Origin of the sequence: Fischerella muscicola PCC 7414, assembly GCF_000317205.1 — a bacterium.
GTDB classification, from domain to species: domain Bacteria; phylum Cyanobacteriota; class Cyanobacteriia; order Cyanobacteriales; family Nostocaceae; genus Fischerella; species Fischerella muscicola.
This window is the reverse complement of the sequence record NZ_AJLK01000165.1, coordinates 1-26,439: the sequence shown is the minus strand read 5'-3', so window position 1 is coordinate 26,439 and position 26,439 is coordinate 1. Positions and strand designations below refer to the sequence as shown.

The following is a 26,439-nucleotide window of genomic DNA, read 5'->3' as shown; positions in this document are numbered from 1 at the left end:
GTTATTAATCACCCAGTAGTATCTTTAGTATCTAACTGTTCATAGATAGCACTGTTGTTAAATCAGTGAGTGTATACTAATGCTTCTAATTATAAAAGTGAAAGGATTTATTAAAATAATCCTTCCAAAACGGATAGTTAATAAAATTCAGGGTTTTATTACCAAAATTTCAATTAGTCGGATACGGGGATTTAGTTTACATCTTAATACCCCTGATCGCTATGTACTAGAAGATATTATTATTCCTTATTTGGTTGAACACAATGAATTTCATAAAATTCTCTTTGTTGGTTGTGATTGGTATACTAAACCTTACAACAACTACTTTAAAAATAAAGAATACTGGACTATAGAAATTGATGAAAATAGAAAAAAGCATGGTTCCAAAAGACACATTGTTGATTCGCTTTTGAACCTCAGCAATCATTTTAATAACGATTATTTTGATGTGATAGTTTATAACGGAGTTTTCGGATGGGGCATCAATAGCAGAGAAGATACGGAAACTTCTTTCCAACAATGTTTTCAATGCTTGCGACCAGGAGGAATTTTAGTATTCGGATGGAATGATATTCCTGAATACAAACCTTTTCCTGTAATTGAAGAATGTAAAAGTTTACAACAGTTTGAATCTTACTTTTTCAGCCCCTTATCTACTGTACAATACTCAGTACCTGATAAATCAGATGAGCAGAAATTTAGGCATGTGTTCAACTTTTATATGAAACCTTTGCCTGAAAAATATCTCAGAGGAATGGGGTGAACAAAATTCGCTACTAAACAAACCAAGTCCCCTGTGGGGACTAAACAGAAAATGAAGGTATTTAAAGAGCAGCAATCTGCTGGTTTGGTTTGTTTAGCTAGGCAGAGTGAACATCGCCGATTCTGAGTAAAATTGAATTTCAAGAGATATCCTCTAAGCAGGGGAACTAAAGTTAGTATACGAAAAGCCCAACTGAGTGAACTTCTTAAGTTCTGCTACTAATTTAGATGGAAGACGCTTTAAAGCGCTGCCTTGCCATCCTTTTTTTCTTGATACTCGAGATGTCCACAATATTTATCTCCTTTGTGAATATGCCAACCAAAATTTGCGGGAATGACTTCATATTCAGCTAGAGCTTGAGTTAGGTATCGCGAAACTTGTTCACGCTTCGGATTTAACATCATAACTGTTTAAATTATTGACTTAGTTTTTTATTTACTAAATCAATAATATTTATAACCATCATTACTTACTAGTTTCTTTAGGCTTATTTGATTCTTTGATTAGCTAGACAAAAGTCAGAATTAAGATCAAAAATAGCTGCGTCTTAAAGAAGACTTTTAAAAAATATACATAACTTTGGAAGTATGCCATTTATATAACATTAATATCATGTCCGACTCATCGCTTACACTATAAAGTTTGGGCATTGGGGAGCCACTGCGGTGAAGCAGCCCCCAAAAAGGCGATTTCCGTCACGTAGACGCTTTCATACGCTTAAGGTCAGGGTAGGGGGACTGCTGTAGACGCCCGGAGGACGGCTTCAAGGTAGAGTACCCGGAGGGTGGACTCGTTTCCCGGCATAAAGGAACCACTGCGCCCTTGGGGGTTCCAACAGTTGTAGCACGTGGCGTCACTGTCTAAAAAAGTAGCATTTATTACAATATCAGACCATTAGTGAAAACAGTGAAAACTATGAAATTTTGTTTATTTAAACTATAATTGCTGTTATAAAATATACGTTTTACTCGAATATATGGACAAAATTACGTAATTTTTAGCCATGTAGATATACATAATTTAGACAGTAAACAATGATTATTGTATGCACAGCATTGAATATATATATGCAATTTATGCAATTTCATTGGCTTCTTAAACCCGACAAATTTTATCGGGTATGTTTGACTGGTATTTTTACTCGTGATAGCATCAAGCGACAGTTGAGGGACATCCAGGGAGAAGCTAGTTTATGACTCAGGCAATTGACACCCAAAAGGCAACCACCGCTTTCAAAGCTTTGAAATGTAAAGAATGTGGTGCAGAATACGAACTCAAAGCCAGCCATGTATGTGAGTTCTGCTTTGGGCCTTTGGAAGTAAGTTACGACTACAGCACCCTTCGTCAAACTGTCACCCGCGAATCAATTCAAGCGGGGCCAAATTCGATGTGGCGCTATCGGAAGTTTTTGCCTGTGGCTAGCGAGAATCCTATTGATGTGGGAACTGGTATGACTCCCTTAGTGCGTTCCCAGCGCTTGGCACGTCGCTTAGGCTTGAATAAGCTTTACATTAAAAACGATGCTGTGAATATGCCTACCCTCAGCTTCAAAGATAGGGTGGTATCAGTTGCTTTGACACGGGCGCGGGAGTTGGGTTTCACGACTGTTTCTTGTGCTAGCACTGGTAACTTGGCTAATTCTACTGCTGCGATCGCAGCTCATGCTGGTTTAGATTGTTGTGTCTTCATCCCTGCTGACCTGGAAGCTGGTAAGGTCTTGGGTAGCCTGATTTACAGCCCTACTTTAATGGCTGTCAAGGGTAACTATGACCAAGTCAACCGCCTCTGTTCGGAAGTTGCCAATACACACGGTTGGGGTTTTGTCAATATCAATTTGCGTCCTTACTACTCAGAAGGTTCCAAAACTTTGGGCTTTGAAGTTGCGGAACAACTGGGTTGGCAGCTACCTGACCATATCGTTGCACCTCTGGCATCAGGTTCGCTGTTTACAAAAATCTATAAAGGCTTCAATGAATTTGTGGAAGTTGGTTTAGTCGAAGGTAAACCAGTTAGATTCAGTGGCGCTCAAGCAGAAGGCTGTTCACCCATCGCTCAAGCCTTTAAAGAAGACCGCGACTTTATTCAGCCAGTGAAACCAAATACAATTGCTAAATCGATCGCCATCGGCAATCCAGCAGATGGTATTTACGCTGTCGAAATTGCCAAGAAGACAGGTGGTAGCATTGAATCTGTAACTGATGCTGAGATTATAGAAGGCATCAAGTTGCTAGCGGAAACTGAAGGTATTTTTACCGAAACCGCTGGTGGTACAACTGTTGCCGTGCTGAAGAAATTGGTGGAAGCTGGCAAAATTAACCCAGATGAAACCACCGTTGTCTATATCACAGGTAATGGTTTAAAAACCCAAGAAGCTGTACATGGCTACATTGGTGAACCTTTGACAATAGAAGCAAAGCTCGATAGTTTTGAGGGAGCTCTTGAGCGTTCTCGTACACTTGAGCGCCTAGAATGGCAGCAAGTTCTTGTTTAGTTAGTGGTTAGTAGTTAATAGTTAGTGGTTAGTAGGAACCAACCACTAACTGCTAACCAATGTACAGACGTGCCATGGCACGTCTGGTACAATCAACAACCAACAATCAACAACCAACAACCAACAACCATCAATCAACAACCAACAATTAATAGTTAAAAATGTCTGTAAAAGTTTTAGTCCCTACCGCTCTGCAAAAATTTACTGATAATCAGGCTACTATAGATTGCAATGCTAGTACTATTGCAGAACTTTTTGAATCTCTAGAGCAGGCTTTTCCTGGTATTAAATCACGCTTGTGTGATGAAGGAGGACAGCCACGACGATTTTTGAATTTGTACGTCAATAGCGAGGATATCCGGTTTTTAGAAGGAGTAAAAACACCTTTAAAAGAGGGCGATGAAGTCAGTATTGTTCCTGCTGTAGCTGGCGGTTGAGCAAAATCAGTTATCAGTTATCAGTTATCAGTTATCAGGTTTAACTGATAACTGTTTAGTTTTTGAGATTTTTGTCTTTCACTCTTGTTTTTTGCAGAATAGAGAAAAGGATTCTTCCTATCTCGTCTGCATCATTATGGATACTATTAAAAGCTTTTTCATGAAAGTATCCTGTATCTTTCAAGAGCGAAAGCCAATATTTAGTTTCAAGGCATTCTTTGTAGGCAATAGATATTTTTGCAGAAAACTCTGCTGGACATATGGCTCCATTAGCTTCTGCTATATTTGTTTATATTGATGTTCCACTTCTGATTAATTGCTTAGATAAAATGAACTCAGTTTTTTCTTGAGTGAGATATTTATACGCATTAACAATCCTGATGGCAAACTTATAAGCCTTCTCACATACCAAACTATTCATTGATAGCTATATTTTTGCTTAAAATTTACCTTATTGTAATATTGAGTTATTTTAAATACAATTTTATTAACGATTTACTGATAACTGATCACTGATAACTGATCACTGTCTGTGCTGTGTCAAAATGAAGATGATTAATGATTTCAGGCGAGCGATCGCTCCCAAAGCTCCCCTAAAGCTATACATAAGGATTGATCTGAGCAATGGCAGAAGCAACCAATCACAATGAAGCGGGAGAGGTGGCTCCCAGCACAGTTGACAAACAGGCTCCCACTGTCGCAGAAGAACACGCTCCCAGCACCGATTCCCCTGAAGCGACAGACATTCCCACTTCCAACGCGCCAGATCCAAAAGCGGCAAATCCAGAAACAAATCCCAATGCTGCTAAAACTACAACTGCACCACCCAAGCGGGAAAAACCCGCCGCCGCAGCGAAAGCAGCAGATGGGGAAAAACCTGCCGCGGCTAAGGCTGCTAAGAAGGAAAAACCACCAGCAGTTGAAGATAAGCCATTTTCAGAGTTTATCCAACAATATTACTTACCTGCTTTACAAAAAGCTGTAGCCCAAGAAGGGGTAAAAGACTTACAGATTGATTTTGTCAAACAGCAGGTTCCCATCAAAGGGATGGAACAACTCGGTGAGTGTTGGCAAGTAGTTGGCAACTTTGCAGATGGTGTACGCCACTTCAATTTATATTTTCCCGATGAAGATATTCAAGGGAAAAAAGCTTTTTCCTGCAATGAAGGGAAACACCCCAGTACTCTGGAATCATTCTTAATTGATGAACGCAAAATCACACTAGATTTGCTGGTGTATGGTTTGATACAGCGATTGAATGGACAGAAGTGGCTGGGGAGAAACTAACCTAGTTCATGGAAATGGTAGGTAACAGCTCCAGTCATGGGGTCGTTATCTATCCTTACATAACCTGATTTCAGTAAGTCTTTTAAAGCTGTTTCTACTTCTGCAAAGCTGGCTCCAGTTGCTTTCACACCTTGAGTGACAGTGATCATTCCACCCCGACTTTCAGCAGTTTCGATCAGTTTGACAATAAGTTGATTGCCAGTAGGACGATATACTTGTGAAGCAACTACAGCTTGTTCCAAAGGTACACCAAAGGGCGACACACCTGCTTTTAATTTTAGTTTTAGTTCATGCTCATCTACCATGTTAGGGATGAAAAACAAATCTATAAATTGACCGATGCCAAAAACACCATAGGTTACTAACCATAACAAACCCGTCCCGATTTTGCCATTGTATAAACGATGTAGTCCTCCCAATCCAAAAAACCAACCTGCACTCAAGATGTAGGAGACAAATAGACGTTCTTGGTGATCTTTGTTGGTATGGTTTTCTGCATTCATCTTTTTTCAACCCCTTGGACTCTTCACTCTTGGTTTTTAGACAGTTTTCTTATTCTTTTTTGTTTCTTGTGGCAATAGACTTTTATATTAGATTTGGTGGTAGGGACGAGTTTGTATAATAAAGGATTTCTAAGTTGACTAAAATATCGCTAAACTCGCCTCTATATTAAGTAGTTGGCGGTTCCAAACATCGTCACTACGACCATGTTTTGACTAACGCTAACCCACTTAATTCTAAGATAACCAACTTGTCAGATAAATTTAGAATCCGCAGTGACTAAAAATACATAATATTAATTTTTATGTCACAACTAGGAGCTAAGCCGCTAATAAAACGAGATGGAAAGATGACTAGCTAGACAGTGTTGACGTGGCTTACAAATTTAAGATTGATTTTGTACTCAGTTGTGAATACTTGTGATAAATGTAATAGTAAAATACTAGCTATTTTCGGTACATCTATCCATGTTATCAAAAAAATCTATATTCTTTTTTCTTGCTTTTTTAGGAATTTTATCTATTTGTACATCAGCCAAAGCAGAATTTGGCTCTGAATCCACTGTGTCGCAAGAACAGGTGGAAAAAGCGCTAAATAAAGAATTATTAGCACAAGCCAATACAAAAGTTACAAGTTGCGATAAACAAGATAAAAGTGATACAACCTTACTTTTTAATACCAATAATGGCAAAACTGTGAGAGTTTTTCGGACAAGAAATACTTCGCCACAGCAATTATTGATGAATATATACGATAGCAAAAACCGTAAAGAATTAGCTGCATGTACTCCAGCGGCGCGCTTAACACAACCTAATCAGATTACTTACAATACAAAGGTGCAAAACACGGTATACTACGCCACGGTCTTAATTAATAAGCAATCAAAGATAGAAGGAAGTATAATAGCAACTGATCAAAACGGCAAAAGAAGATTGTGGACAGAACCAGCTGCTGGTGAGGTGACGTTGAAGCTGAGAATTTCTGATTGACACACTCCCACCGCTAAACGCTTTGCGTTCTAGCAGTGGATTATTTTTGTTCGTACATTTGTTTATGTATGGCTAACAGCTGGAGATATTTCTCGTTAGTTTTAGCTTGTATCCACTTTTGTTTAAAGATTTTTGCTGATTCAGCCTTAATTGGGTCTACTTCATAAGGTAAGATATCATTTCTCGCTTGCTTTTGGGCTTCTGCTGAGCCAGCTTTTTGGGGATTGGTTTTATATTTTCTGCCACTTTTGTGGTTGGCATAACGACGCGATCGCGTGTAACCCATTTGTAAAAATTTCCGTGCCATATCTGCGCCTACAAAATCATCTTGCTCAAGATAAGCTAGAAACATTTCATAGATTTTTTCGCTAGATTCTCGAGCAATATCTGGTGTTTTAAACCGCCAATGTGGCAAAATTTCCGATTTATATGGTTCTACCAAAAGCACACCCTGTTCACCTTTGCCAATACGATACAATTCAGGATGTTGTCGAAAATCAATATTTTGAAAATCTAGTGAATAATCGAATATCATGATAGGTTTTTACTATTAAAAATAGGCTTTAAAAAAATCTTTGCCATCTATCCTCAAAAGTAAATTTTAGTAAAGTTATGCTATCCAGCCCCCACTCTCTCAACTCTGTTCTGACTCCAGGAGACTTGCGTCGTGTACATCATATAGCTTTGAATGTCCAAGATATGCAAGCTTCACGACACTTCTACGGCAATATTTTGGGTTTACATGAACTCACAGGTGATGAAGTTCCAGAAACGTTAAAGGATTTAGTCGTACAGGGAAAAGTAGCTAACTTTATTACTCCTGATGGGACTATCCTAGATTTATTTTGGGAACCAGAATTACTACCACCAGATCCCAATCCAGAACGCACTTTTACCAGAGCTTATCATCTTGCTTTCGACATAGATCCACCCAGTTTTGAGCGTGCTGTCGAAGTACTCAGACAAAACCGAATTGCGATCGCACACGGGCCAGTTACTCGTCCTACCGGACGCGGTGTTTATTTTTATGACCCCGATGGCTTTATGATTGAAATCCGCTGCGATCCCATTTGAAGGAAAGGGAGGTGGGGATTAGGGGCAATGGGGAGATGGGGAGAAAACAATTCAAAATTCAACCGAGCAAAATTCAAAATTTAGGAAGAGGGTGTGAGGAGTGTGGGGAGTGGGGGAGCCAGCGCGGTCTTGTTGGTTTCCAACAAAGAGCGACTGGCGTGGAGTGTGAGGAGAATAATATAGTGACAAATGACCAATGACAAATGACAAATGACAAATATGCAAATTTTCCAAGTCATTGAAGAAGCAATCAAAAAACCTCCAATTCCACACGAACCAGCAAAACAGTCATTAAAAGCTTGGGCGATGTATTGCTTGCGAGACAGAGGTTTTAAGGTGGTATACGCTCAAAATGCTGATTTTGCTATTGAAATGAAGGGCGGTGAAAAGATGTATTTTAAAGTAGCAAATACTGACGATAACTTAGATCCTCAATTTGGTTGGATAGTTTGGGACAGTGCTACAAAAACTGCTAGCCTTGTTCCCCCACAATAACACCTAAGAAAATATATATTTATACCCTATAGGGTGGATATTGCCCACCCTATCGTTTTTGTCAAATATAAAGTTGTGCTACTATCTAGACTAAATTTATAGTGGGCGTTCTACATCATCTTCACCTAAGTATTCACCATTCTGAATTTCCAGAATAATTAGTGGGATAAATCCTGGATTTTCTACTTTGTGAAGTGTTGCAGGAGGAACAAAAGTTGATTGATTTTTATTAAGAAATTTCTCCTCCTGACCACAAGTAACTTTTGCTGTACCAGAAACAATGACCCAGTGTTCACCACGGTGATAATGAATTTGTGGTTTAATGCCGTGCTTTGGCTTGATTTCAATACGATTAATACTGTAGTTATTCCCTTTTTCTATGACTTCTACTTTGCCCCAATATCGTGCATCAATATGGGAAGATTGATTGACTTTCGACTGAGTATTACAGTTCTCATTTCGAGTCATAACTAGTTTCTAACTAGACAACTATTATTATTGTTCTCTAGTCAAAGGAAAAAATGGCTAGTGCTATAGAATTTTTAACTACATTTTTTTTAATGAATTTAAGGGAACTTCTGCATTTAACCATTCAAGAAAGTTTTGGTTGATTTCGGTGGGTGAAACTTCGGCAATAAAGTTAGTGTAATTAATATGCTGGCGAATCACTCCTTCTATTTGATCCCGATAGCCAGCTTGAGTTTTGACAATTAAAACCATTTCTGGTTCTTCTGTTATTTCTCCTTTCCATATGTAAGCACAAGTAATAGGAAACCAGTTGACGCAAACAGCTAATTTTTGTTCCAATAAAGCACGACCTATCTGACGCGCTTCATCTGCATTATTTAAAGTAATGTAGTAAAGTTTCATATAAAAAATCTTGATATTGTTATCTAAATACTTGACTTTTTCCAGGAATTGGACATTATTTAGTGTACCGAAGTTTTTCTAAAAAATCTATTACTAATAAACTTTTCAACTTTAATCAACTCTGCGATCGCTACTTTCATCCAGCGTTGTACTCTTGCTCATCTCTCATTGGTAGAACTGCGGCTAGTTGCAAAACTGTCACATTTTGCTGCATCTAGTCTAGGTGATTAGGCAAAATTGAACTTGTTATGGATGGAGGTAAGGAAACAGAGAACGGGAATATACAGCTAATTGTGGGTTGAAAGACACACCGCGGTGAATGTATGCCCTCAAAACCTTTAACTTACCTTTAACCCAGATGTTGCAGAATCAAAAAGTGTCCAACTATAGTGCAACTTAAATTAGGAGCAGCCAAAATTAATAGTAGGTATTTATGTATGAGAGATTTGATTTATGAAATGCTTACTACTAAATTTGGCTGTTTTAATTGGTACACTTAGTTTAATTCCAAGCGCCTATGCCAACCAAGTGAATACTCCAGTAACCAACAGAAGTAACCGAGCAGGTTTTTTGGTTACTAAACCAGTGACAATTAATAACAAATGGAGTAATGTCAGCAACCGAAACAATCGTCTACAAACAACTGCAAATTCAATTACGGTAGTAAGGGAGCAGGGATGCACAAAGATTGACCCACTTGAGTTACTTCAAAATCCTGGTTTAGTCATCAAAGAATGCGAAGAGCGAAAAAATAAAACTCCTGAGTATCTTCAGCCAATAGAATATTTCAAGACTCCAAAACAAATCAATTCTGGTATCAACGTTACAGTGACTAAATTTTGAATTTACCAGTTTGCTGATAAATAACTGTAGGGCAGTACTTGCGGTACTTGCCCTACAGTTATTTTTTATTGTCAACTTTGGCAATTAAATGTTCAGCCATTTCAATGGCGATTATAATCAATTCTTGCTCTTGCTGACCTTTAGCTCCTTCATCACTGACCGTTGCATATATATGAGGATTAGCAAGCATAGCTGCTAATAATTGTGTAGCAATTTGTTTGACTTCACTAGCTTGTGATTCCATCTTGATCTCTGCTTATAAATTCGTCAAATACTAGATTTAAACTGAAAATTCCATGATTTTCTACTTGTAAGCGCTTTTCTTCCAACTATTAGGATATAAGTCAATACAGTTCAGTTAGTACAATATTGGATTTTAGTAGACTTGAGTTATTGGCCCGCAGTTTACGCGGGCTTCTGTTGCCTACCCCATCTTGGCGGTGTAAGGACTTGTCAATTTATCCAACTGCTTGATCAACAAACTCAGGAATAATCCTACATCTGTCACCACGCCAACTGATTCAACCGAACCCCTGTCGCTTAACTTTGTCACTACTGCTGGGTTGATATCCACACACACCATCTTCACACCCGCAGGTGTCATATTTCCCACACCAATAGAATGCAGCATTGATGACAACATTAAAATCATCTCTGCACCTTTAAGTAGTTCGGCATATTTTTCTTGCGCCTTAATCAAATCCATTTCGGTATCAGGCAAGGGACCATCATCCCGAATTGAACCTGCTAGGCAAAAAGGTACGTTATTTTTCACGCACTCATACATGACACCACTCTTAATTACCCCAGCTTCTACAGCTTTGGCAATATTACCGTAACGCCGAATTGTATTAATTACCTTCAAGTGGTGGCGGTGTCCACCGCGTACTGCTATACCCCGCTTCATATCGACACCGAGGGAAGTACCCATGATTGATTGTTCGATGTCGTGAACAGCGATCGCATTTCCTCCCAAAAGTGCCTGTATGTATCCTTCGCGAATTAGCCGTGATAGGTGTTCGCCGCCACCAGTATGAATTACCACTGGGCCGGCTGTGACAACAACTTTACCACCAGCATCACGAATCTTACGTAATTCCCAAGCCACCTGTTCAACGACTAATTCCACGCGCCGTTCGCTGGAAACCCCAGACGACATAAAGCTGAATTCCTCAGCATTGCGTTTTTCCCGCGATTCTGTTTTGCGAATGGTGCGGATACCTTGGACGTCCACAACCACCTGTTCGCCTACTTCTAAATCCCGTAGTATTTTACACCGCGCTACTAAACCTTGGGGAGTTTGAGAAATAGCGATCGCTCCGTCCATGCGTTGATTTTGCACTGCTACCCACTTACCATTAATCCGCACCTCGGTGGGATAAATTGTACTGACATAGAAATCATCGGGAGCCACACCAGCTATCGTCACTGGTTCTAACTTGACATCTCGTTCATCTTGTGGTAAATCGACTGCACCTAAATCAATGAGTTGAGAGATAATTTCTTCCATCACCTCATGGGAAGGTGCAGATACCTTCACCTCTGCGGCTGAGGTACTTTGCCGTTGTTCTCCCAAGTTAAAGTTAAGAACTTGGAAGCTACCGCCGTTATCTACAATCAAATCCAAAGCACGGTTAATTAAACCAGCATCAAGCAAGTGTCCTTCCATGCGGAGGATGCGGCTTTCCACCGACACAGTAGCATGAAGTTCTTCTCTAACTGGCTCTGTGACTCGTAGAGTCAAACATTTTGCTGCACCACCCGCCTTAAGAAATTCCGTGAGTGGCGTTTCAATAATTTCAAAACCGACATCAGCCAGACGCTGTTTAAGAGGATCACTAGCTTTGTTCATGATCACGATGCGATCTACATTCACCGCATTGCAGGCGAAGTTCACCGCATCAGCTTCACCAATCGCTATCCGCTTTTCTGGTGCTACTCGCATTTCAATTAGGCGGTTGGAGTAGGAATCAAAAGCCGCAGGATAGTAAAGCAAATAACCATCTGTTAATGGACAGAAACAAGTATCTAAGTGATAGAACCGCTCATCTATCAAGCGTAGAGATAACACCTCAATATCCAGCCATTTTGCCAGATAGGGATGAGAATCTAATTCTGAACGGAAGCCGTATCCCGTCCATAACCAGCGTCCTTCCCGATCTAAGAGTGCATCACCTGCTCCCTCAAACGGCAAGTCTTTGGGTAGTTCATAGACTTTGTAGCCGTTTTCCTCAAACCATTGCTTGAAATACGGTTCTTCTCCTTGACGCTCTTTATGCAAAAAGCGACTTAAAACTACTGTATCTCCCAATACTAAACCAGCATTAGCCGTGAATACCATATCCGGCCAACCCTTTTGGGGTGGCACTAAATCTACGATCGCGTGTTCTTTGAGGATGTGATAAAGTTGATGCCACTGCTGCACGGCGCGATCGCGCGATGACTTGTGAATATTACCCTCCATCCAGGGATTAATCACATAGTCTACATCGTAGTGGTCAGGCGGACACATCAAATAGCGAATCTGGGAAGTCATAAAAAATATCACAAGCGTATAGATGCGATCAGTCTCTCTTGATACTAATTTTCGCTGAGCCGATTCTGCAAAATATGATACTAAAGTTATTTCTTCTGATAGTTGATTACATAAAAAGGCTTCTTTCTATTGTATAAGTTAGTGGTCATTTGTTATTGGTTAGTAGTTAGTAGTTAGTAGTAATTCCTCTACTCCTCACACTCCACGCCAGTCGCTCTTTGTTGGAAACCAACAAGACCGCGCTGGCTCCCCTACTCCCCACACTTCCTTGTCCTCCCGATCCCCAATCCCTAATCCCTACAACCAATTCCCCACCAAAACATATGGGGCCCACAAATAGGGAATTCCGTCACTTTCTAATAGAGAGAGTTGAGCGCGGCGGAGAGCGTCAGCTTTAGTAAGCGTAGGATTTTCTAACTCATCATAAAATTTACTCATCAGCACAGCTGTAGACTCATCGTCAACAGACCACAAAGTTGCTAAAGTGCTACGTGCGCCTGCTCGGACTGCGATCCCAGCAAGTCCTAAAGTCGCTCGTTTATCTCCTAAAGCAGTTTGACAAGCACTCAGAACAAGTAATTCAATAGCACGAGATTGACTAGAGTTACCTAAGCGCAATAATTTATCAAAATCCTTGACTTTCAAAAGTTGATTCCAAGTCAGAATAAAAGTTTTTTCGGCATTGGAACTAAATAACCCGTGAGTTGCGATGTGAACAACAGTGTAAGGTACTGCTTGCATCTGATTTTGCACATTTTTTGGAGTAAAAGTCTGATTGAGAAGTTCTTCCGTTTTCGGAATTGCTGACTGAATAGTCTCCAATTCAACTTCTACATGTGTCAGAGGAGAAAAGGTGCGACCTTCAATTTTACGTTCTTTACTCACTCCAGCAGTTAAAGCATTAAATGTTCTTTTTTGCAACGGTTTGGGGTCAATTAACTGCAAACCTGGAGCGATAGCAATAGCATACTTTTGGATTAAAAATTTTTGGTCTTGCTGATCGTAAAGAACTGCCATCGGGATATTTCGCAAAGAACCATCTAGAACAAAGACCAATGTTTTGATATTCTTGTTTTTCAGTTTATTTTCTAATGGTTGAATTAACCAATTATATACTTTTCCTGAGATTTTTTTGACTAAATTAATGCGGTCGGGTTGTGTAAGGAAGTACTGTAGTTTTTCTAAATCTTTTTCAATTTCGTTTGCCCGTTGATTAGTTGTATAGTGATAAAGGTTACTTTCCGTTGGCAACTTGAGAATGATTTCAAGACGGTCTTTTAAAATAATTGGGTAAATGACTGCTGCTGTAGTATCAGTTTTATCAACTACCTCATCAATTTGTTTTGGCACAGGTCGCAAACAGGCTTCTCGAAAAAAGTTCTCTAATTCTGTGAACTGCAAAGCTTCAATCACATCACGCGCTTGCTGTAAGTTTTTTTGGTTAGTTGTTAATTGTTTGTTGTTTGTTGGTTGTTGATTTTTAACTATTCCTGATGCCCTATTTTCTGGTAATAAGAGTAAATCCACGTATTGTCGATAGACAGGCTCGACATTATCGCGAAAGGAAAACTGGATATCTGGGTTGAGGGCAACTAAATCGTTGCGAAGAGATTGCAGGGTTTTATATGCTTGGTCGTAGTATGCGATCGCACCTTGGATATCACCTGTAATCTTGAGTATGTATCCTAGTTGCCATTGCCATAAATAAGCAATATCTGCTAATTGCATACTCTGAGCTATTTTTAATGCCTGCTCACTCAGCTTTTGGGCATTGGCTAAGTCTTTTGTTTCTAGGTATAATGCCCCCAAAGCACCTAAAGCGTAAGCTTCTGAACGTTGATCACCAATACTTCTAGCCTGTTTAATTGCGGTTGCGAAATTTTGAGCAATTTCTCGCCATCCAGGTATATCGGCGTTTGTGGCTTGTTTGAAACAAACTAAATTCTGAGCCAAGTTAATCCGGGTAAAAATTGCTGTTTGGTTAACGGGAAGTTGGTTTAACCGAGGTTGGATATCAGCAGATAACAGCCGTGCTTGTGACCAATTGTGCATTTCTAGTAATACACTCAATTGGTTGAGTTTTGCTTGAATTTGCCCAACTGGCGATTTAGCTAGAGTAGCCGCCTGCTCATAATATTGCACAGCTTGTTGATAAGCCCCAGAAGCTTCCCGAGAGATGGGATGTTGTGCATTCGAGATTCTACACTGTAAAGGCGTCAACCTTTCTTCACTAAAAGTATTTAGCTGCTCGTTAGCTCTATTACCTAAAGCACGGTGGATATTACCTAGACTAAGTAATGTTGCTGCTAATTGGTCAGGCGATCGCAATTTTTGAGCAAGAGCATGGCTTTTTTGCAAAACTTCTTCAGACTTATCTAACTCACCGACTAATTGTAGAACATCACCAAGGCTGCGGAGGAGAGTTATTTTAATCACAGAGTCTGGTTGTTTGACAACAGAGTCAACCAGTTGCTCTAAATTTGTTTGGGCTTGACGGTAAAGTCCCAAAGTTTGCTCAGCTTGGGCAAGATTAATAGAACTGCGAACTCTCCCAACTTCATCACCCAATTGCGTGTAAATACGAACAGCTTGTTTCCAACTATCCAAAGCTTGCTGAGTTCTGCCTAATTCCAACAGCAGACTTCCTTCAATTTCCAGAGTTTGAGCCAGGACTTGTAAAGATGCGAAATTTCGCGTCTTTACATTGCGGTTAGTCTGAAGAATTGCCAGACTTTTTGTAATGTAATTGTAGGAAGTTTGTATCTGTCCTAGTTGCTTCACGACTAAAGCAAGATTGCTCAACGCCATAGCTTGCCCTAGTTGATCGCCACTAGCTTGAAAAGCCTCTATTGCCTGTTGTAAAATCTTCACTGCTTGAGTATAGTCTCCAGCCTCGTAGAGTTTTTGACCCTGTTCCACTAAAGATTGGGGGTTTAGCTGGTTAGAAGTACCCTTTGCCTGAGCAAAAGGAACAGCAATTTGTATAGCTGGGTTGAGATTAAACTCAAAGATAACCAAAAGTGCAGTTACTAAAGCCAGCAAGATACTTCTTAGCCATCTGCTAGCGTTAAAACGACGTCGGCGAAAAGACACAGCAACAAATTTTCGGGAAGGTTGTACAAACAGGAGTATACCAAATAGACTTATTGACACTTCAATCTATCTGTGATTACCCCCTCTATCCCCCGCAACGGGGGGAAGGTAAGGAAAAACGAACACAGATAAACACAGATGAACACCGATTTCTCACCAGTGCACAATCTATCAGTGCCCATCTATGTGCATCGGTGTGTATCGGTGGTCAATTTCTCAAAAATATAGTGGTTTACGCTTAAGCCCAGTAGAGAAAAAACGAACACAGATGAACACAGATGAACACCGATTGATACCAACACATAATCCTTAGCGCCCCGGACACACTGCGGGAGTTAACCAAGAACTCACAGGCTTGGTATTTGCTGCTACCAGTACCACCTCCCCAGACTTATTAACTACCCAACCAGTAGCCTCAACAATTTGATTAGAAATTGGCGACTTGGGTAATGACTCTCCCCTTATCGCCACCTGCTGATGGTCGAGCCTCACCCAAGGCAGTGGTACAGTATTCTGAGTACGGAGAACTTCGTTTGGTAAATATGGCAAGCCGCCACGCCCAGTGATGATAAATTTATTGCCTTGATCGGCTGGACAAGCTTGTGCTATTTGCTGAGTGCGATCGATAGGAATATTTGATAATTCCACTAAGCCGGAACTGGGATCAACATCTGGGATGTTGATTTGGACATTGCCATTTAACTGAGAATTTGCCCCAGTGGCAGTGATATCACTTAAAAATGTGGGTTTTAAGCGAAACTGCGTACCAAAGATAGCTTGAGCATTGATAGTGACATTACCCCCCCGGAAGTCTTGAGAGTTGGCAGTGATATCACTATTTTCTTGGGGAACTGCAACTAAATTGTCTGTATCAATATTGATATTGCCACCAGTAACATTATTTCCAGTAGCGTTGGTGGTGATGCCACTGCCACGACGTAAGATTAAAGTCCCAGACTGTAGGTTGATATTTCCCTGTCCGCCTGTAGTATTAGCAGTGAGTTTGCCTTGATTGTCTAGCAGCAAGTTATCAGCTGTAATATTAAGGTTGCCTGCCCTGCCTGTGCCTTGGCTATTAGCATTAATTTCTGCCCCGTTTTGGACAGTCAACTTTCCTGTGTTAATTCTCAAGTCGCCCGCACTACCGGGCCCCTCACTTGTTGCTAATAAGGTGCTGGGAACAGGTTGATTATTCCGACCAATGGCAGAACCTGCCACTGTTACAAAATCCGAAGCATTAATATCTAATGTTCCTGCCTGACCTCGACTACCGTTAACAGCAGCGACTGAGATGCTGGCGCCGTCTTTGACGACTAAACGCTGTGTATTAATGATTATGTCCCCGCCTTTACCTGTGGGTACAGGGAAGAGTGGTCGCGAATTTTTAGTCTCAGAAAGCAAGCCACTGGGGAAATTAACAATAACTGGCACTCTCCGACCATTTGGTTCCACTATAGAACTAGATATAACTATTAGACCACTCGCTTCTACAGATTCAGAGGCATCTACTATCAAAGTTCCGCCATTGCCTGCACCGAGAGTAGAAGTTGATATCTGCCCGCCATCACGGAGGCTAAAGTTTTTGGTGGAAATCTGCACTGTTCCCGCATTCCCGGCATTCTTATCAATGCTAAGAGTCCGAACACTTAAGCTAGAAAAACGTCTACCGCCTCCTATTACCTGCACAGATTCAGAAGCATCTACAGTTAAATTCCCTCCTGAGCCAGAACCACGAGTAGACGTCTCTATAAGTCCACCATCACGGACAATCAATTGCTTTGTTTGAATTATTATGTCACTAGCTGCTCCCGTCGATGTGGTGACAGTACTTAACTGGCTGGCGGAATCGCGGTTGGAACCACTTACCTCTACAGATTCAGAGCCTTTGATCAACAGAGGTTGACCTGGTTTATTTCCTTCGGTAATTCCCCCCACTATTGAAGCGCCTGTAATTGCAACATTTCTGCCACGCAACTGAATAGCACCGTTGCCTTCACCACTTGTATCAATAAAAGACCCTTGAGATATTTGCATATCTTGGAAATTTTGCACGCCATCGTATCCCAAAGCCCAACCTTCAACTATTGGAGTCAGGTTGACAAAACTGTTAGGGGCAACACTTCCTATATCAATTCGTCCTGCGGGTGCTAATAGCGCGCCACCCTTGACTAATACATCACCACCCAAGATTGCTAAGGTTTGACCAGGCAGAACTTGTAAATTTGACCCTTCTATTTGGATTGGTTGAGCAGTTTGCCCAAATTGTAAACCAATGGGGAGGTTGACAGTTAGTAACGGTGGTGACTGGGGATTGGTAGCACTGAATTGAGTGCCATCAGCAAAGTTGATACTATGGGCTGTACTGGCAACAAAAGAGCCGTTGATGTTTAACGAGGCATTTGGGCCAAAGACAATACCATTGGGATTTATAAGAAAAAGGTTGGCAGAACCGTTGGTTTGAATCAGTCCATCAATGTTTGAGATTGAGCCTCCTGTCACGCGGTTAATGATGTTCTTAACATCCAAGTCGTTGGCAAAAGAAGCTGAACCTCCTGTAGGAACAGAAAATTCTCTAAAGCTATGAAAAAGGTTACTGCCAACTTTGTTCCCGTTAGTAATTGTGAAGTCTAAGTTATTGGTGGTTGTAACCTGGGTTGATAAAGTTCCATCTGAGGTAACTTGTGCCTGAATCAAATCAGCTTTAATCAAAAGGCATAGGAAAATTAAACTAGGTATGCAAAAATGGTGATTCCGCTTTTTCATTAACAATTATGAATGAGGAATGATTTGATTCAGCATATACAAATAAGTTGTTGTATAGTCAGTAAGCAGAAACATTGTGGAAATGTTACTTATATGCTTCTGGCTAAGAGATCATATATTAAAGATTACTGTAGGGTGTGTTAAGCGCATATTTTCGAGATGATTTGTCATAAAAAACATGACTGTTTAGCGCTTGGCGTACCGTTGACAAAGCGTTGACAAAGCGGCGCGTTAGGCTAAAGCCGTAACGCACCCTACATTTAGATTTCTTAACTGGAGATGTCTAATGGCTTTTGCTAAGAGTGCGATCGCTGGGATGATTGCGTAAATTACTGAAATGAAAAAGCAATCAGCATATTGAAAAAGTAAAGAGTCTGTTTGCTTGCTGAATCTACCGAAATGAATACGCGATCTACTGAAATGAGAAAGTGATCAGGCTTTTTGAGAAAGCAAACTGCGGTTTGCTTGCGGAATATACCAAAATGAGTGCGTGATCTACTGAAATGAGAAAGTGATCAGGCTTTTTGAGAAAGCAAACTGCGGTTTGCTTGCGGAATATACCAAAATGCAAAAGCAATCAGGCATTTTGAGAAAGTAAATAGGCATTTTGAGAAAACAATCTGTCATTTTGCTTATTAAATTTGACTTGATCTATTTTCTCGATGCAGTAACTAGTACTTGACTACATAAGTTCTTTAGGGTTGCGACGGGACAGATCCCCGACTTTTTTAAAAAGTCGGGGATCTCCCAGTTTATATTAATGTGGTGGACTACTAGTGATACCATTTCACTAAAACCTTGATACAAATACAGGCGTGTAGAGACGCGCCATGGCGCGTCTCTACAAATTTATATGGATCGTGATTAACGTGAAATGGTATGAGGCGATCGCCTTTTCTCATGATCGCCAAGCGTAATCACTTTTTGTTCCAGCAAACTCATTAAACCGTGATGCGATCGCTTGACTTTTAAGACGGTTGCTATTTAAACCATTAATTTCTCGCTAATTTATGTGAGTTTTAAGATGGTATGCAACGTTCCTCCGACATCTATATTAGATTAGGAGTGCAACTCGGAGATGGAACCATACATCCAAATGCCTTGCTTGTATTTTGAGGCTGAAATTGAACGTTTTCGGATTTTATCGAATCTGATGTGATTACTGGAGCTTGAGCTTGAACTTATAGTTTTTCCACCTAGAGAAATGGCAAATATCATCAAGAAGGATAAAGCGAAAGCGCTGAAAGATAGATGTTGCGTTTGAGCATGTATCTCCTTGTTTCATGCGCTTTCTAACTTTATCACTAATTCATGTCAGTTTTAGCATGGCATACAAAGGTTTCCCCGCATATATCCAATAGCACCACCCTCACACTGGACGTTGCATTCAGGCCTTAATTTGAATGGGTTCAATTTCCCTTTGTCCACAAAGTCGCTAGCCTTTGGCTGTGCTACAGTTGCATCAGCTTCTTTCTTTTCTGTTGGCGTGACTTTAATTACTTCTGATTTAGTTAATTCTGATGTAGTGACTGAAGTTTGACCTTTAACCTCATCAGCCATTGCAACAGGGCTAAACATCATCAGGAATGAAAGTGCGAAAGCGATGATTAAAGAAATTTGGCGTTTCATAGTTCTGTGTTTTGTTTAGATACATACACTTGCGGGTTGCCCCTGAAAATAACACCATGAGCAATCTATGAATTTCCGGAAAAGTTGTGAAAAATACTTTTACAGTTATCAGTTATCAGTTAGTCATACCAATTCAATTAATGATTGCAACACATCCTTGGATAAAGACGCGATTCATCGCGTCTCTACAAGATGGCGTATCTGTTGCATTCTTTTGGTGAATTGGTATCACTTATTGAAGCAGTTGACTTGCGGGCGAGTCGATTGTTGAGTCTCTAGTCGCCTGGTGCAAGATATTCACGTGCAATTATGCCCACAACGAGGGCATGAAAATTTAACTTCTCCTATACCCCTACACCCATTTTCAAGGCAGATATTCAGTTAAACCTTCTAGCCTCTGCCCTCTGCTTTATAAACCCTTCCCTTCCAACCGCCGCCTCGCCCTTGCCAATAACGTAATGCGGAGTCGAGAGTCATCAAAGTATAGAGAAAGGCGATGATTGGTAAACAGAAAGCTAACCACAAAGGACATTGATAAAAGCGAACCATTGGTAAGTAAGCCAAACTCATTAGCAACCATGCTGATAAACCTGTGAGTGCGACTAACCAATTTCCTGTCAAAGTGCCGACAATCAAACCCAGTGGTGGAACTATATAAACCAAAATCATCCCAACCAGGGTTCCAATTAACAGCAACGGCGAGTAGTTCAATTGAGTAAAAGCAGTCCTCGCAATCATGTCCCAAATTGGAGACAGGGAGGGATAAGGACGTAGACTGTGAGTTGAAGAACTGAGTCCCAGCCAGATTTTGGGGGAGGTGGAGTGATGGGGTGATGGGGGAGAAGAGGATTTAACTGATTTGATAGCATGAGCAAGGGCGCAATCGTCAATTAATGCTTGCCGAATCACTTGCAAACCACCGATGCGCTTAAGTGCTGCTGTGCGAATCAGGATACAACCTCCCGCCGCCGCAGCTGTTGATTTTTGGGGATCATTTACCCAGCGAAAGGGGTAGAGTTTTTGAAAGAAAAAGACAAAAGCTGGAATTAAAAGTTTTTCCCAAAAGTTTTCACATCTAAGTCGTACCATGAGGGAAACAAGGTCTAAATTTTCCTGTTCTGCCTTGGCAACAAGTTGATGTAGGTTGACTGGATCATGTTCGATATCTGCATCGGTGAGTAGCAAGTAATCTGGTTCGAGTATTGTTGTAGCTTTGTTAATACCTTGTTCCATTGCCCAGAGTTTGCCACTCCAACCAGGAGGTAATGCTTGGGCAGTAATAAGGTGCAATTGTTGGTCTTTATTTAAAGCTTGGGCAGTTTGTTGAGCAACTTCAGCAGTTCCATCTGTGCTGTGATCATCTACCAAAAAGATGGTAAACGAACCTGGGTAGTTTTGGCAAAGGAGCGATCGCAATGTTTTTGGCAACAGATCTGCTTCGTTACGTGCTGGAATGACTACACAAACTGATGGTAATTTTTCTAAGTGAGTTTCTGTGACTTCTAATTGTTGGTCTGTCTGCCAAAATTGTCCCCACAGAGTTAGTAATGCTATCCAAATTAATAAAGATACAATTACTATAGCTAGTTCTATTTTTTCCATAAATTAAGTTTATTTTTAAATTAACGAACACCGTGCAAGGCGATTAACACAGATGAATTCGATTATTTATCGGTGTGTATCTGTGTTTATCTGTGGTCGTTATATCATAAAATTTAGTGCTGTTCGCTGGATATATATGAGATATAAAAACCGAACACCGTGCAAGGCGATGAACACCGATAAATTCGATAATTTATCGGTATATATCTGGGATTATTTGTATTCTAATATAGTTCAATTTAGATATCTTTCAGTTCTGAACGCAAATTATGTTTGTCAAATTCAATTTGACCATATTCGAGTTTTATAATTCTATCTGCTAGATGAAAATAGCGATCATCGTGGGTGATTACCAATACTGTTTTACCTTTATCCCTGAGTTTTGGCAGTAGTTCTTTGTAGAATATTTCCTTAAATGCTGGGTCTTGATCTGCTGCCCATTCATCAAATAAATAAATGGGTCGATCTTCTAAGTATACGGTGAGCAATGCTAGTCTTTTACGTTGTCCTTGGGAAAGAGCGGTGGTAGAAAGTTTACCGTTTTTAACTTTCACTTTATGCTCTAATTGTAAAAGTTTGAGATACTCGTGGACTTTATGATCTAGACTAGAATTTTCTAATCCTAAAAGTTCATCAAATAAATAAAAGTCAGAAAATACTACAGAAAAATGCTGACGATACCATTCTCGATTTTGTTCGGTAATTAAATCTTGATCCAGTCTAATTTCCCCGGCTTCTGGAATATAAAGTCCAGTAATTAATTTAGCTAAAGTAGATTTACCGCTACCATTTCCCCCGACTATAAATACAATCTCTTGCGGATAAAGTGTCAGGTTGATAGGGCCTAAAATAAAACTTTTGTCTTCTTCTGCTGTATGATAAGTGTGAATCACACCCTTTAGTTCTAAACGATGCCAAACAGTCTTAGGAGCAGGTGGAACTGTTGATACTTCGGCTCGATTAGCTAGAGATAAACCCAGTGATTCTATTTTTTGTAAGGCAATGCTGGCTTTACTTAAAAGCGGAAGTTTACTGATGATATTATTCATTGGCATCATCAAGTAAGTGAAGGTCAAGATATATCCAGAAAGAGTTTGTGGATTGATGGCTAGCAAATTAGGCAGTGCAAAGATGACAAAACCCATCGCAAAAAAGAAGATGAGTTGACCCCAACTGGTGGTTATGGCAAAAAAGGTGAAACCGTCAACGTTGTGACGACGGTATTTAGTAGCAGTTGATTGCAGTTTTTTGTCTAAAAAGACTTGACGTCGGTTGTAGTGGAGTTTAAGTTCTTTGACACCTTCAGTAATACTACGGAAATGGTCAAACAGTACATCTTGATCTTCACGAGCTAGGGTGAGTAATTTCTTACCTCTGTTCAAAAACCACTGACAGCTAGCAATTGCTACTACAGATAATCCTGCAACCATGAGCAAGACTAACCAAGATAACCAAGTGATGTAAACAACACAGCCCAAGACGATCGCTAGGTTAATAAATAAAAAAGGCATCTGATAAACCCCATCAGCAACCGCTTGAATATCTTCGGTAAGGGTTGCTAAGAGGCGAGGATTTCCTAGTTGTTCTAAATGACTCAACTCGGAAGAGAGAATCTGGCGACTCAAACGCATCCTTAGTTGCAAGACTGCATTCTGAGATAAGCGAATCAGCATTACTTGGGAAATAATGCTGGTGATGAGCGCAACTAATGCCAATCCTACAAAACCCCAAATTATAATTTTTAACGAAGAACCGGGGTTACTAGTAGCAACATTGCTGATTAAGGCAATTAAAGCAGCACTGCTACCACCACTGACAAATCCAGTGGCGATCGCGATCGCGATCATTTTCCAAGAAGAACGCAGCAGAAAAGAAATCAAATGCATGATATTTGTTTACAAACCAATTTAGTTTGCGCTCCTTGGGGAAATTTTATCTTTTACAGTAAAAACTTATGAAGTTATTACACCAGGTAGTTGCAATCACCACTAATTCTGCTACTAGATAGTTAAATCAGTGAACAATTATCAGCCCTATGGCGGGGGTCAGATAAGCTGTTTCGCCAGTCATGAAACTGATAACTGATAACTGATAACTGTTAACAGTTTTGTGGGGAGAAACGGGATGAGTGTGAATCTGAAGCCTTTGGTAGATCAAATTCCTGTGGTAAATTCGGAAACTGCTTCTATTAAAACAACCCGCTATCTACCCCTCAACCATCGGCGCATTCTCTGCATCTTTCCCAAATACAGTCGCTCTTTTGGCACTTTTCATCATGCTTACCCCCTTATGGGTAGAAAAGTTCAGGCTTTTATGCCTCCACAAGGCATTTTACTAGTTGCTTCCTATTTACCCCAAGAGTGGGAAGTCCGGTTTATAGATGAAAATGTGCGAACAGCAACAAAGACAGATTACCAATGGGCTGATGCGGTAATTGTCAGCGGGATGCACATCCAACGACCACAAATTAATGAAATTAATCGACTTGCCCATGCAGAAGGGAAAATTACTATTTTAGGTGGTCCTTCAGTCTCTGGTTGCCCAGAATATTATCCTGAGTTTGATATTTTGCATTTGGGTGAGTTAGGAGATGCAAGCGATCGCATGATCGAGTATTTAGATCACCACACACAACGTCCCCAACAGCAAATTCGCTTTCAAACCAAAGAACGCTTGCCCCTCAGCGAATTTCCCATTCCAGCTTATCACTTATTGGATCTCAATCAATATTTCCTCGCCAATATTCAGTTTTCCAGTGGTTGTCCCTATCGCTGCGAGTTTTGTGATATTCCCGAACTCTATGGACGCAGCCCCCGCCTGAAAACACCAGAGCAAGTGATCGCCGAACTAGATGCTATGCTCGAACGTGGTAATCCAGGAGCAGTGTACTTTGTAGATGATAACTTTGTAGGCGATCGTCGTGCGATCATGAAGTTGCTGCCATACCTAATTGACTGGCAAAAGCGCAATGGCTATCCCATCCAGTTTGCTTGTGAAGCCACATTGAATTTAGCTCAAAGTCCCAAGCTTTTAGAAATGATGCGCGAAGCTTATTTTTGTACAGTCTTCTGTGGTATTGAAACCCCAGAACCAGAAGCCCTCCACGCTATTTCTAAAACTCATAACCTGAGTATGCCAATTTTGGAAGCAGTAAAAGTTTTAAATAGCTACGGAATGGAAGTTGTATCAGGAATCATCATCGGGTTTGATACAGACACAGCAGAAACCGCAGACCGAATTCTCGAATTTATTCGTTTGTCTCAAATTCCGATGTTGACAATTAACCTATTACATGCACTGCCAAAAACACCTTTGTGGCGCAGGCTAGAACAAGAAGGGCGACTAGTATTTGATGAAAATCGTGAGTCGAATATCAAATTTTTAATGCCCTATGAACAGGTAGTAGAAATGTGGCGTCGCTGTATTACAACAGCCTATGAACCAGAATTTTTATATCAGCGATTTGCCCACAATATAGAACACACTTACCCCAATCGGATCAAAGTTCCTAATAGCCCCGCTCGCACTTCCGGAGCTAATATCCGTAAAGGTTTAACTTATATAGTAAATATTTTGCTCCGGGTAGGGCTACTTGGTAACTATCGTCAGACATTTTGGAAAATGGCACTACCACAACTAAAAGCAGGTAATATTGAGAACATGATTCATGTCGGGCTTGTGGGTCATCATCTCATTAAATTTGCCCAAGAATGTGCCAAAAACGAAGAATCAGCTTCGTTTTATTCCCAAAAAATACGTAAAGCAGTTCACACCTAGATATAACTACTCGACCACATAAGTTTTGACTCTTTGCGAGGGTTGAGATCCCCGACTTTTTTAAAAAGTCGGGGATCTGACCAACATATCAAAATCAATTTGGTGAATTACTACTCTAATTCATCAGATCAAGCACGACTTGTTTTTTATAATAAAAAAACAGGTACTAATTCCATCGTCTGTGCAAAATTTTGATTGGGGAATGCTCGATTCTGATAACCAATTTATCTAGTCACAAACTTGCAGATAAATAAACACAATTAAATAAAAAATTAAACTATGGGACAGGCAAAAGCATTTCAACCTAAAGAAAGATTACCAAGTTTTTCGATTGTCCTAGAAACAGAAAACTTGGCTAATGCTGACATCAACAAACTGTCTGAGTCTCTAAATTCATTAGTAAATCAAGACCTCTCACCTACTCAAGCTAATGAAGTTTTATTGATAGATAGCGGTGATGTTCCCCCCCAGAAGCTAGAACAGCTACGTCAAAAATATCCCTGGATTAAAGTTTATCAAGCACCATCAGGAACTGGATATTATCAAGCAAAAATGCTGGGAGCTAATCTAGTCACAGGGGAAATAGTAGTCTATTGTGACTCCGACTGCATCTATGAAACCAACTGGTTAAGAAATCTCCTCATCCCTTTCACACAAAGCGATGAAATCCAAATTGTTGCCGGAGAAACAACAACACAAGCTAGGGGAATCTACGGCACAGCTATGGCTTTAACTTATATCTTTCCTCAATATTCCAAGCAGAAAACTCTCAAACGAACTTCCCAATACTTTCTCAATAACGTCGCTTTCCGCCGTGAATTTCTCCTACAATACCCCATTCCCACCGAATTAGTTCTCTACCGAGGTAACTGTGTAATTCATGCTCAAACATTACGTTCCTTGGGCTATACAATTTGGAGACAACCGCAAGCCAGAGCAACCCACGCTCCACCATCAGGGCTATCTCACTTTTTCTGGCGTTTCTTATTAATTGGTCACGATTATTACTGGCAAAACCGTTTGCTAGCAAAATCTCAACAGAAGTATCGTGACTCTATAGCCGGGTTACAAGGTAAGTTACGGATTTTATCTGAAAGGCTAAGTAAAATGTTTACTAATCAACCAATTCAAATAATTTACTTGCCTTTGGCAATTCCTATTGTCATTACTTCAGTAGTTTTGGTTCTTATAGGTTATGTAATCACCTTATTTCACCCTCATTACTTGCTCAAAGTCTACAATCAAATTTTGGGTGAATTTGAAGTAGCATAATGGCTAATCATTAATAG

General features: G+C 40.3%; 22 protein-coding genes and 1 pseudogene. 10 read left to right on the top strand and 13 right to left on the bottom strand.

Translation table 11 applies throughout. The features are described 5' to 3' along the window. The first annotated feature begins 79 nt into the window (after positions 1 to 79). Positions 80 to 763, top strand: a complete 684-nt coding sequence (locus UYI_RS0126405; protein WP_016869685.1) for a methyltransferase domain-containing protein — start codon at positions 80 to 82, stop codon at positions 761 to 763. A 239-nt stretch (positions 764 to 1,002) separates the two neighbouring features. Here the strand turns inward: UYI_RS0126405 and UYI_RS33465 are convergent, their stop codons facing one another. After that, positions 1,003 to 1,167: a hypothetical protein gene (locus UYI_RS33465; RefSeq protein ID WP_235148025.1), complete on the bottom strand. Its 165-nt coding sequence runs from the start codon at positions 1,165 to 1,167 to the stop codon at positions 1,003 to 1,005. Positions 1,168 to 1,955: 788 nt separating this feature from the next. On the opposite strand from UYI_RS33465, the gene thrC reads away from it, so the two are divergent. Then, positions 1,956 to 3,254 (top strand): threonine synthase, encoded by a 1,299-nt coding sequence (gene thrC / locus UYI_RS0126395; RefSeq protein WP_016869683.1) that lies wholly within the window; start codon positions 1,956 to 1,958, stop codon positions 3,252 to 3,254. 161 nt (positions 3,255 to 3,415) lie between these two features. Then, entirely contained in the window at positions 3,416 to 3,691 is a 276-nt protein-coding gene (locus tag UYI_RS0126390) for a MoaD/ThiS family protein (RefSeq protein ID WP_009456934.1), read from the top strand. A gap of 55 nt (positions 3,692 to 3,746) precedes the next feature. Here UYI_RS0126390 and UYI_RS35315 read toward each other — a convergent pair. Beyond that, a pseudogene (locus UYI_RS35315) lies at positions 3,747 to 4,112 on the bottom strand (four helix bundle protein). 203 nt (positions 4,113 to 4,315) lie between these two features. On the opposite strand from UYI_RS35315, the gene UYI_RS0126385 reads away from it, so the two are divergent. Next, positions 4,316 to 4,978, top strand: coding sequence for a DUF2996 domain-containing protein (locus tag UYI_RS0126385; RefSeq protein WP_016869682.1), 663 nt, complete (start codon positions 4,316 to 4,318; stop codon positions 4,976 to 4,978). On the opposite strand, the gene UYI_RS0126380 is transcribed toward UYI_RS0126385, so the two are convergent. Beyond that, on the bottom strand, positions 4,975 to 5,481 hold the full coding sequence (locus tag UYI_RS0126380; RefSeq protein WP_016869681.1) for a TM2 domain-containing protein: 507 nt from the start codon (positions 5,479 to 5,481) through the stop codon (positions 4,975 to 4,977). The two genes, UYI_RS0126385 and UYI_RS0126380, sit on opposite strands and share 4 nt — an antisense overlap. 465 nt (positions 5,482 to 5,946) lie before the next feature. Here UYI_RS0126380 and UYI_RS0126375 point away from each other — a divergent pair, with 465 nt between their 5' ends. Further along, positions 5,947 to 6,468 (top strand): hypothetical protein, encoded by a 522-nt coding sequence (locus tag UYI_RS0126375; protein ID WP_016869680.1) that lies wholly within the window; start codon positions 5,947 to 5,949, stop codon positions 6,466 to 6,468. Positions 6,469 to 6,508: 40 nt separating this feature from the next. On the opposite strand, the gene UYI_RS0126370 is transcribed toward UYI_RS0126375, so the two are convergent. After that, on the bottom strand, positions 6,509 to 7,003 hold the full coding sequence (locus UYI_RS0126370; protein ID WP_016869679.1) for a DUF4385 domain-containing protein: 495 nt from the start codon (positions 7,001 to 7,003) through the stop codon (positions 6,509 to 6,511). Positions 7,004 to 7,080: 77 nt separating this feature from the next. On the opposite strand from UYI_RS0126370, the gene UYI_RS0126365 reads away from it, so the two are divergent. Further along, complete coding sequence (locus UYI_RS0126365) at positions 7,081 to 7,542, top strand: VOC family protein (RefSeq protein WP_016869678.1); 462 nt, start codon at positions 7,081 to 7,083, stop codon at positions 7,540 to 7,542. Positions 7,543 to 7,752: 210 nt separating this feature from the next. Beyond that, positions 7,753 to 8,037 carry a hypothetical protein gene (locus UYI_RS0126355; protein ID WP_016869676.1) on the top strand — a complete coding sequence of 95 codons (285 nt, stop codon included), beginning with the start codon at positions 7,753 to 7,755 and terminating at the stop codon, positions 8,035 to 8,037. Between the two features lie 96 nt (positions 8,038 to 8,133). Here UYI_RS0126355 and UYI_RS0126350 read toward each other — a convergent pair whose 3' ends face one another. Both UYI_RS0126350 and cutA read right to left on the bottom strand, forming a co-directional pair. Beyond that, entirely contained in the window at positions 8,134 to 8,505 is a 372-nt protein-coding gene (locus UYI_RS0126350) for a phosphomannose isomerase type II C-terminal cupin domain (RefSeq protein ID WP_016869675.1), read from the bottom strand. 78 nt (positions 8,506 to 8,583) lie between these two features. Then, positions 8,584 to 8,907, bottom strand: a complete 324-nt coding sequence (cutA, locus tag UYI_RS0126345) for a divalent-cation tolerance protein CutA (protein ID WP_016869674.1) — start codon at positions 8,905 to 8,907, stop codon at positions 8,584 to 8,586. 453 nt (positions 8,908 to 9,360) lie between these two features. Between cutA and UYI_RS0126340 the strand changes: the two genes are divergently transcribed. Beyond that, positions 9,361 to 9,750 carry a hypothetical protein gene (locus tag UYI_RS0126340; RefSeq protein ID WP_016869673.1) on the top strand — a complete coding sequence of 130 codons (390 nt, stop codon included), beginning with the start codon at positions 9,361 to 9,363 and terminating at the stop codon, positions 9,748 to 9,750. A gap of 58 nt (positions 9,751 to 9,808) precedes the next feature. Here UYI_RS0126340 and UYI_RS0126335 read toward each other — a convergent pair whose 3' ends face one another. From UYI_RS0126335 to UYI_RS0126305, 7 genes are all read right to left on the bottom strand, one after another. Beyond that, positions 9,809 to 9,994, bottom strand: a complete 186-nt coding sequence (locus tag UYI_RS0126335; RefSeq protein ID WP_016869672.1) for a hypothetical protein — start codon at positions 9,992 to 9,994, stop codon at positions 9,809 to 9,811. A gap of 180 nt (positions 9,995 to 10,174) precedes the next feature. Then, a complete protein-coding gene (gene argZ / locus UYI_RS0126330; protein ID WP_016869671.1) occupies positions 10,175 to 12,286 on the bottom strand; it encodes a bifunctional arginine dihydrolase/ornithine cyclodeaminase in 2,112 nt (703 codons plus the stop codon). A gap of 297 nt (positions 12,287 to 12,583) precedes the next feature. After that, positions 12,584 to 15,328 (bottom strand): CHAT domain-containing protein, encoded by a 2,745-nt coding sequence (locus UYI_RS0126325; protein WP_016869670.1) that lies wholly within the window; start codon positions 15,326 to 15,328, stop codon positions 12,584 to 12,586. 360 nt (positions 15,329 to 15,688) lie between these two features. Continuing rightward, positions 15,689 to 18,088 (bottom strand): two-partner secretion domain-containing protein, encoded by a 2,400-nt coding sequence (locus UYI_RS0126320; protein WP_235148024.1) that lies wholly within the window; start codon positions 18,086 to 18,088, stop codon positions 15,689 to 15,691. 1,374 nt (positions 18,089 to 19,462) lie between these two features. Further along, complete coding sequence (locus UYI_RS0126315) at positions 19,463 to 19,771, bottom strand: hypothetical protein (RefSeq protein ID WP_016869668.1); 309 nt, start codon at positions 19,769 to 19,771, stop codon at positions 19,463 to 19,465. Positions 19,772 to 20,161: 390 nt separating this feature from the next. Further along, positions 20,162 to 21,373 (bottom strand): glycosyltransferase, encoded by a 1,212-nt coding sequence (locus tag UYI_RS0126310; RefSeq protein WP_016869667.1) that lies wholly within the window; start codon positions 21,371 to 21,373, stop codon positions 20,162 to 20,164. A gap of 239 nt (positions 21,374 to 21,612) precedes the next feature. Beyond that, positions 21,613 to 23,259 carry a cyclic peptide export ABC transporter gene (locus tag UYI_RS0126305; protein WP_016869666.1) on the bottom strand — a complete coding sequence of 549 codons (1,647 nt, stop codon included), beginning with the start codon at positions 23,257 to 23,259 and terminating at the stop codon, positions 21,613 to 21,615. Positions 23,260 to 23,497: 238 nt separating this feature from the next. Between UYI_RS0126305 and UYI_RS0126300 the strand changes: the two genes are divergently transcribed. Beyond that, positions 23,498 to 25,150: a B12-binding domain-containing radical SAM protein gene (locus UYI_RS0126300; RefSeq protein ID WP_016869665.1), complete on the top strand. Its 1,653-nt coding sequence runs from the start codon at positions 23,498 to 23,500 to the stop codon at positions 25,148 to 25,150. Positions 25,151 to 25,429: 279 nt separating this feature from the next. Further along, entirely contained in the window at positions 25,430 to 26,422 is a 993-nt protein-coding gene (locus UYI_RS0126295) for a glycosyltransferase (protein WP_016869664.1), read from the top strand. Positions 26,423 to 26,439: the final 17 nt, after the last annotated feature.

Bases quoted from the DNA above. Each gene is read 5' to 3' on its own strand.
- UYI_RS0126405 (WP_016869685.1), top strand. From the start codon at position 80: ATGCTTCTAATTATAAAAGTGAAAGGATTTATTAAAATAATCCTTCCA.
- UYI_RS33465 (WP_235148025.1), bottom strand. From the start codon at position 1,167: ATGATGTTAAATCCGAAGCGTGAACAAGTTTCGCGATACCTAACTCAA.
- thrC (WP_016869683.1), top strand. From the start codon at position 1,956: ATGACTCAGGCAATTGACACCCAAAAGGCAACCACCGCTTTCAAAGCT.
- UYI_RS0126390 (WP_009456934.1), top strand. From the start codon at position 3,416: ATGTCTGTAAAAGTTTTAGTCCCTACCGCTCTGCAAAAATTTACTGAT.
- UYI_RS0126385 (WP_016869682.1), top strand. From the start codon at position 4,316: ATGGCAGAAGCAACCAATCACAATGAAGCGGGAGAGGTGGCTCCCAGC.
- UYI_RS0126380 (WP_016869681.1), bottom strand. From the start codon at position 5,481: ATGAATGCAGAAAACCATACCAACAAAGATCACCAAGAACGTCTATTT.
- UYI_RS0126375 (WP_016869680.1), top strand. From the start codon at position 5,947: ATGTTATCAAAAAAATCTATATTCTTTTTTCTTGCTTTTTTAGGAATT.
- UYI_RS0126370 (WP_016869679.1), bottom strand. From the start codon at position 7,003: ATGATATTCGATTATTCACTAGATTTTCAAAATATTGATTTTCGACAA.
- UYI_RS0126365 (WP_016869678.1), top strand. From the start codon at position 7,081: ATGCTATCCAGCCCCCACTCTCTCAACTCTGTTCTGACTCCAGGAGAC.
- UYI_RS0126355 (WP_016869676.1), top strand. From the start codon at position 7,753: ATGACAAATATGCAAATTTTCCAAGTCATTGAAGAAGCAATCAAAAAA.
- UYI_RS0126350 (WP_016869675.1), bottom strand. From the start codon at position 8,505: ATGACTCGAAATGAGAACTGTAATACTCAGTCGAAAGTCAATCAATCT.
- cutA (WP_016869674.1), bottom strand. From the start codon at position 8,907: ATGAAACTTTACTACATTACTTTAAATAATGCAGATGAAGCGCGTCAG.
- UYI_RS0126340 (WP_016869673.1), top strand. From the start codon at position 9,361: ATGAAATGCTTACTACTAAATTTGGCTGTTTTAATTGGTACACTTAGT.
- UYI_RS0126335 (WP_016869672.1), bottom strand. From the start codon at position 9,994: ATGGAATCACAAGCTAGTGAAGTCAAACAAATTGCTACACAATTATTA.
- argZ (WP_016869671.1), bottom strand. From the start codon at position 12,286: ATGACTTCCCAGATTCGCTATTTGATGTGTCCGCCTGACCACTACGAT.
- UYI_RS0126315 (WP_016869668.1), bottom strand. From the start codon at position 19,771: ATGAAACGCCAAATTTCTTTAATCATCGCTTTCGCACTTTCATTCCTG.
- UYI_RS0126310 (WP_016869667.1), bottom strand. From the start codon at position 21,373: ATGGAAAAAATAGAACTAGCTATAGTAATTGTATCTTTATTAATTTGG.
- UYI_RS0126305 (WP_016869666.1), bottom strand. From the start codon at position 23,259: ATGCATTTGATTTCTTTTCTGCTGCGTTCTTCTTGGAAAATGATCGCG.
- UYI_RS0126300 (WP_016869665.1), top strand. From the start codon at position 23,498: ATGAGTGTGAATCTGAAGCCTTTGGTAGATCAAATTCCTGTGGTAAAT.
- UYI_RS0126295 (WP_016869664.1), top strand. From the start codon at position 25,430: ATGGGACAGGCAAAAGCATTTCAACCTAAAGAAAGATTACCAAGTTTT.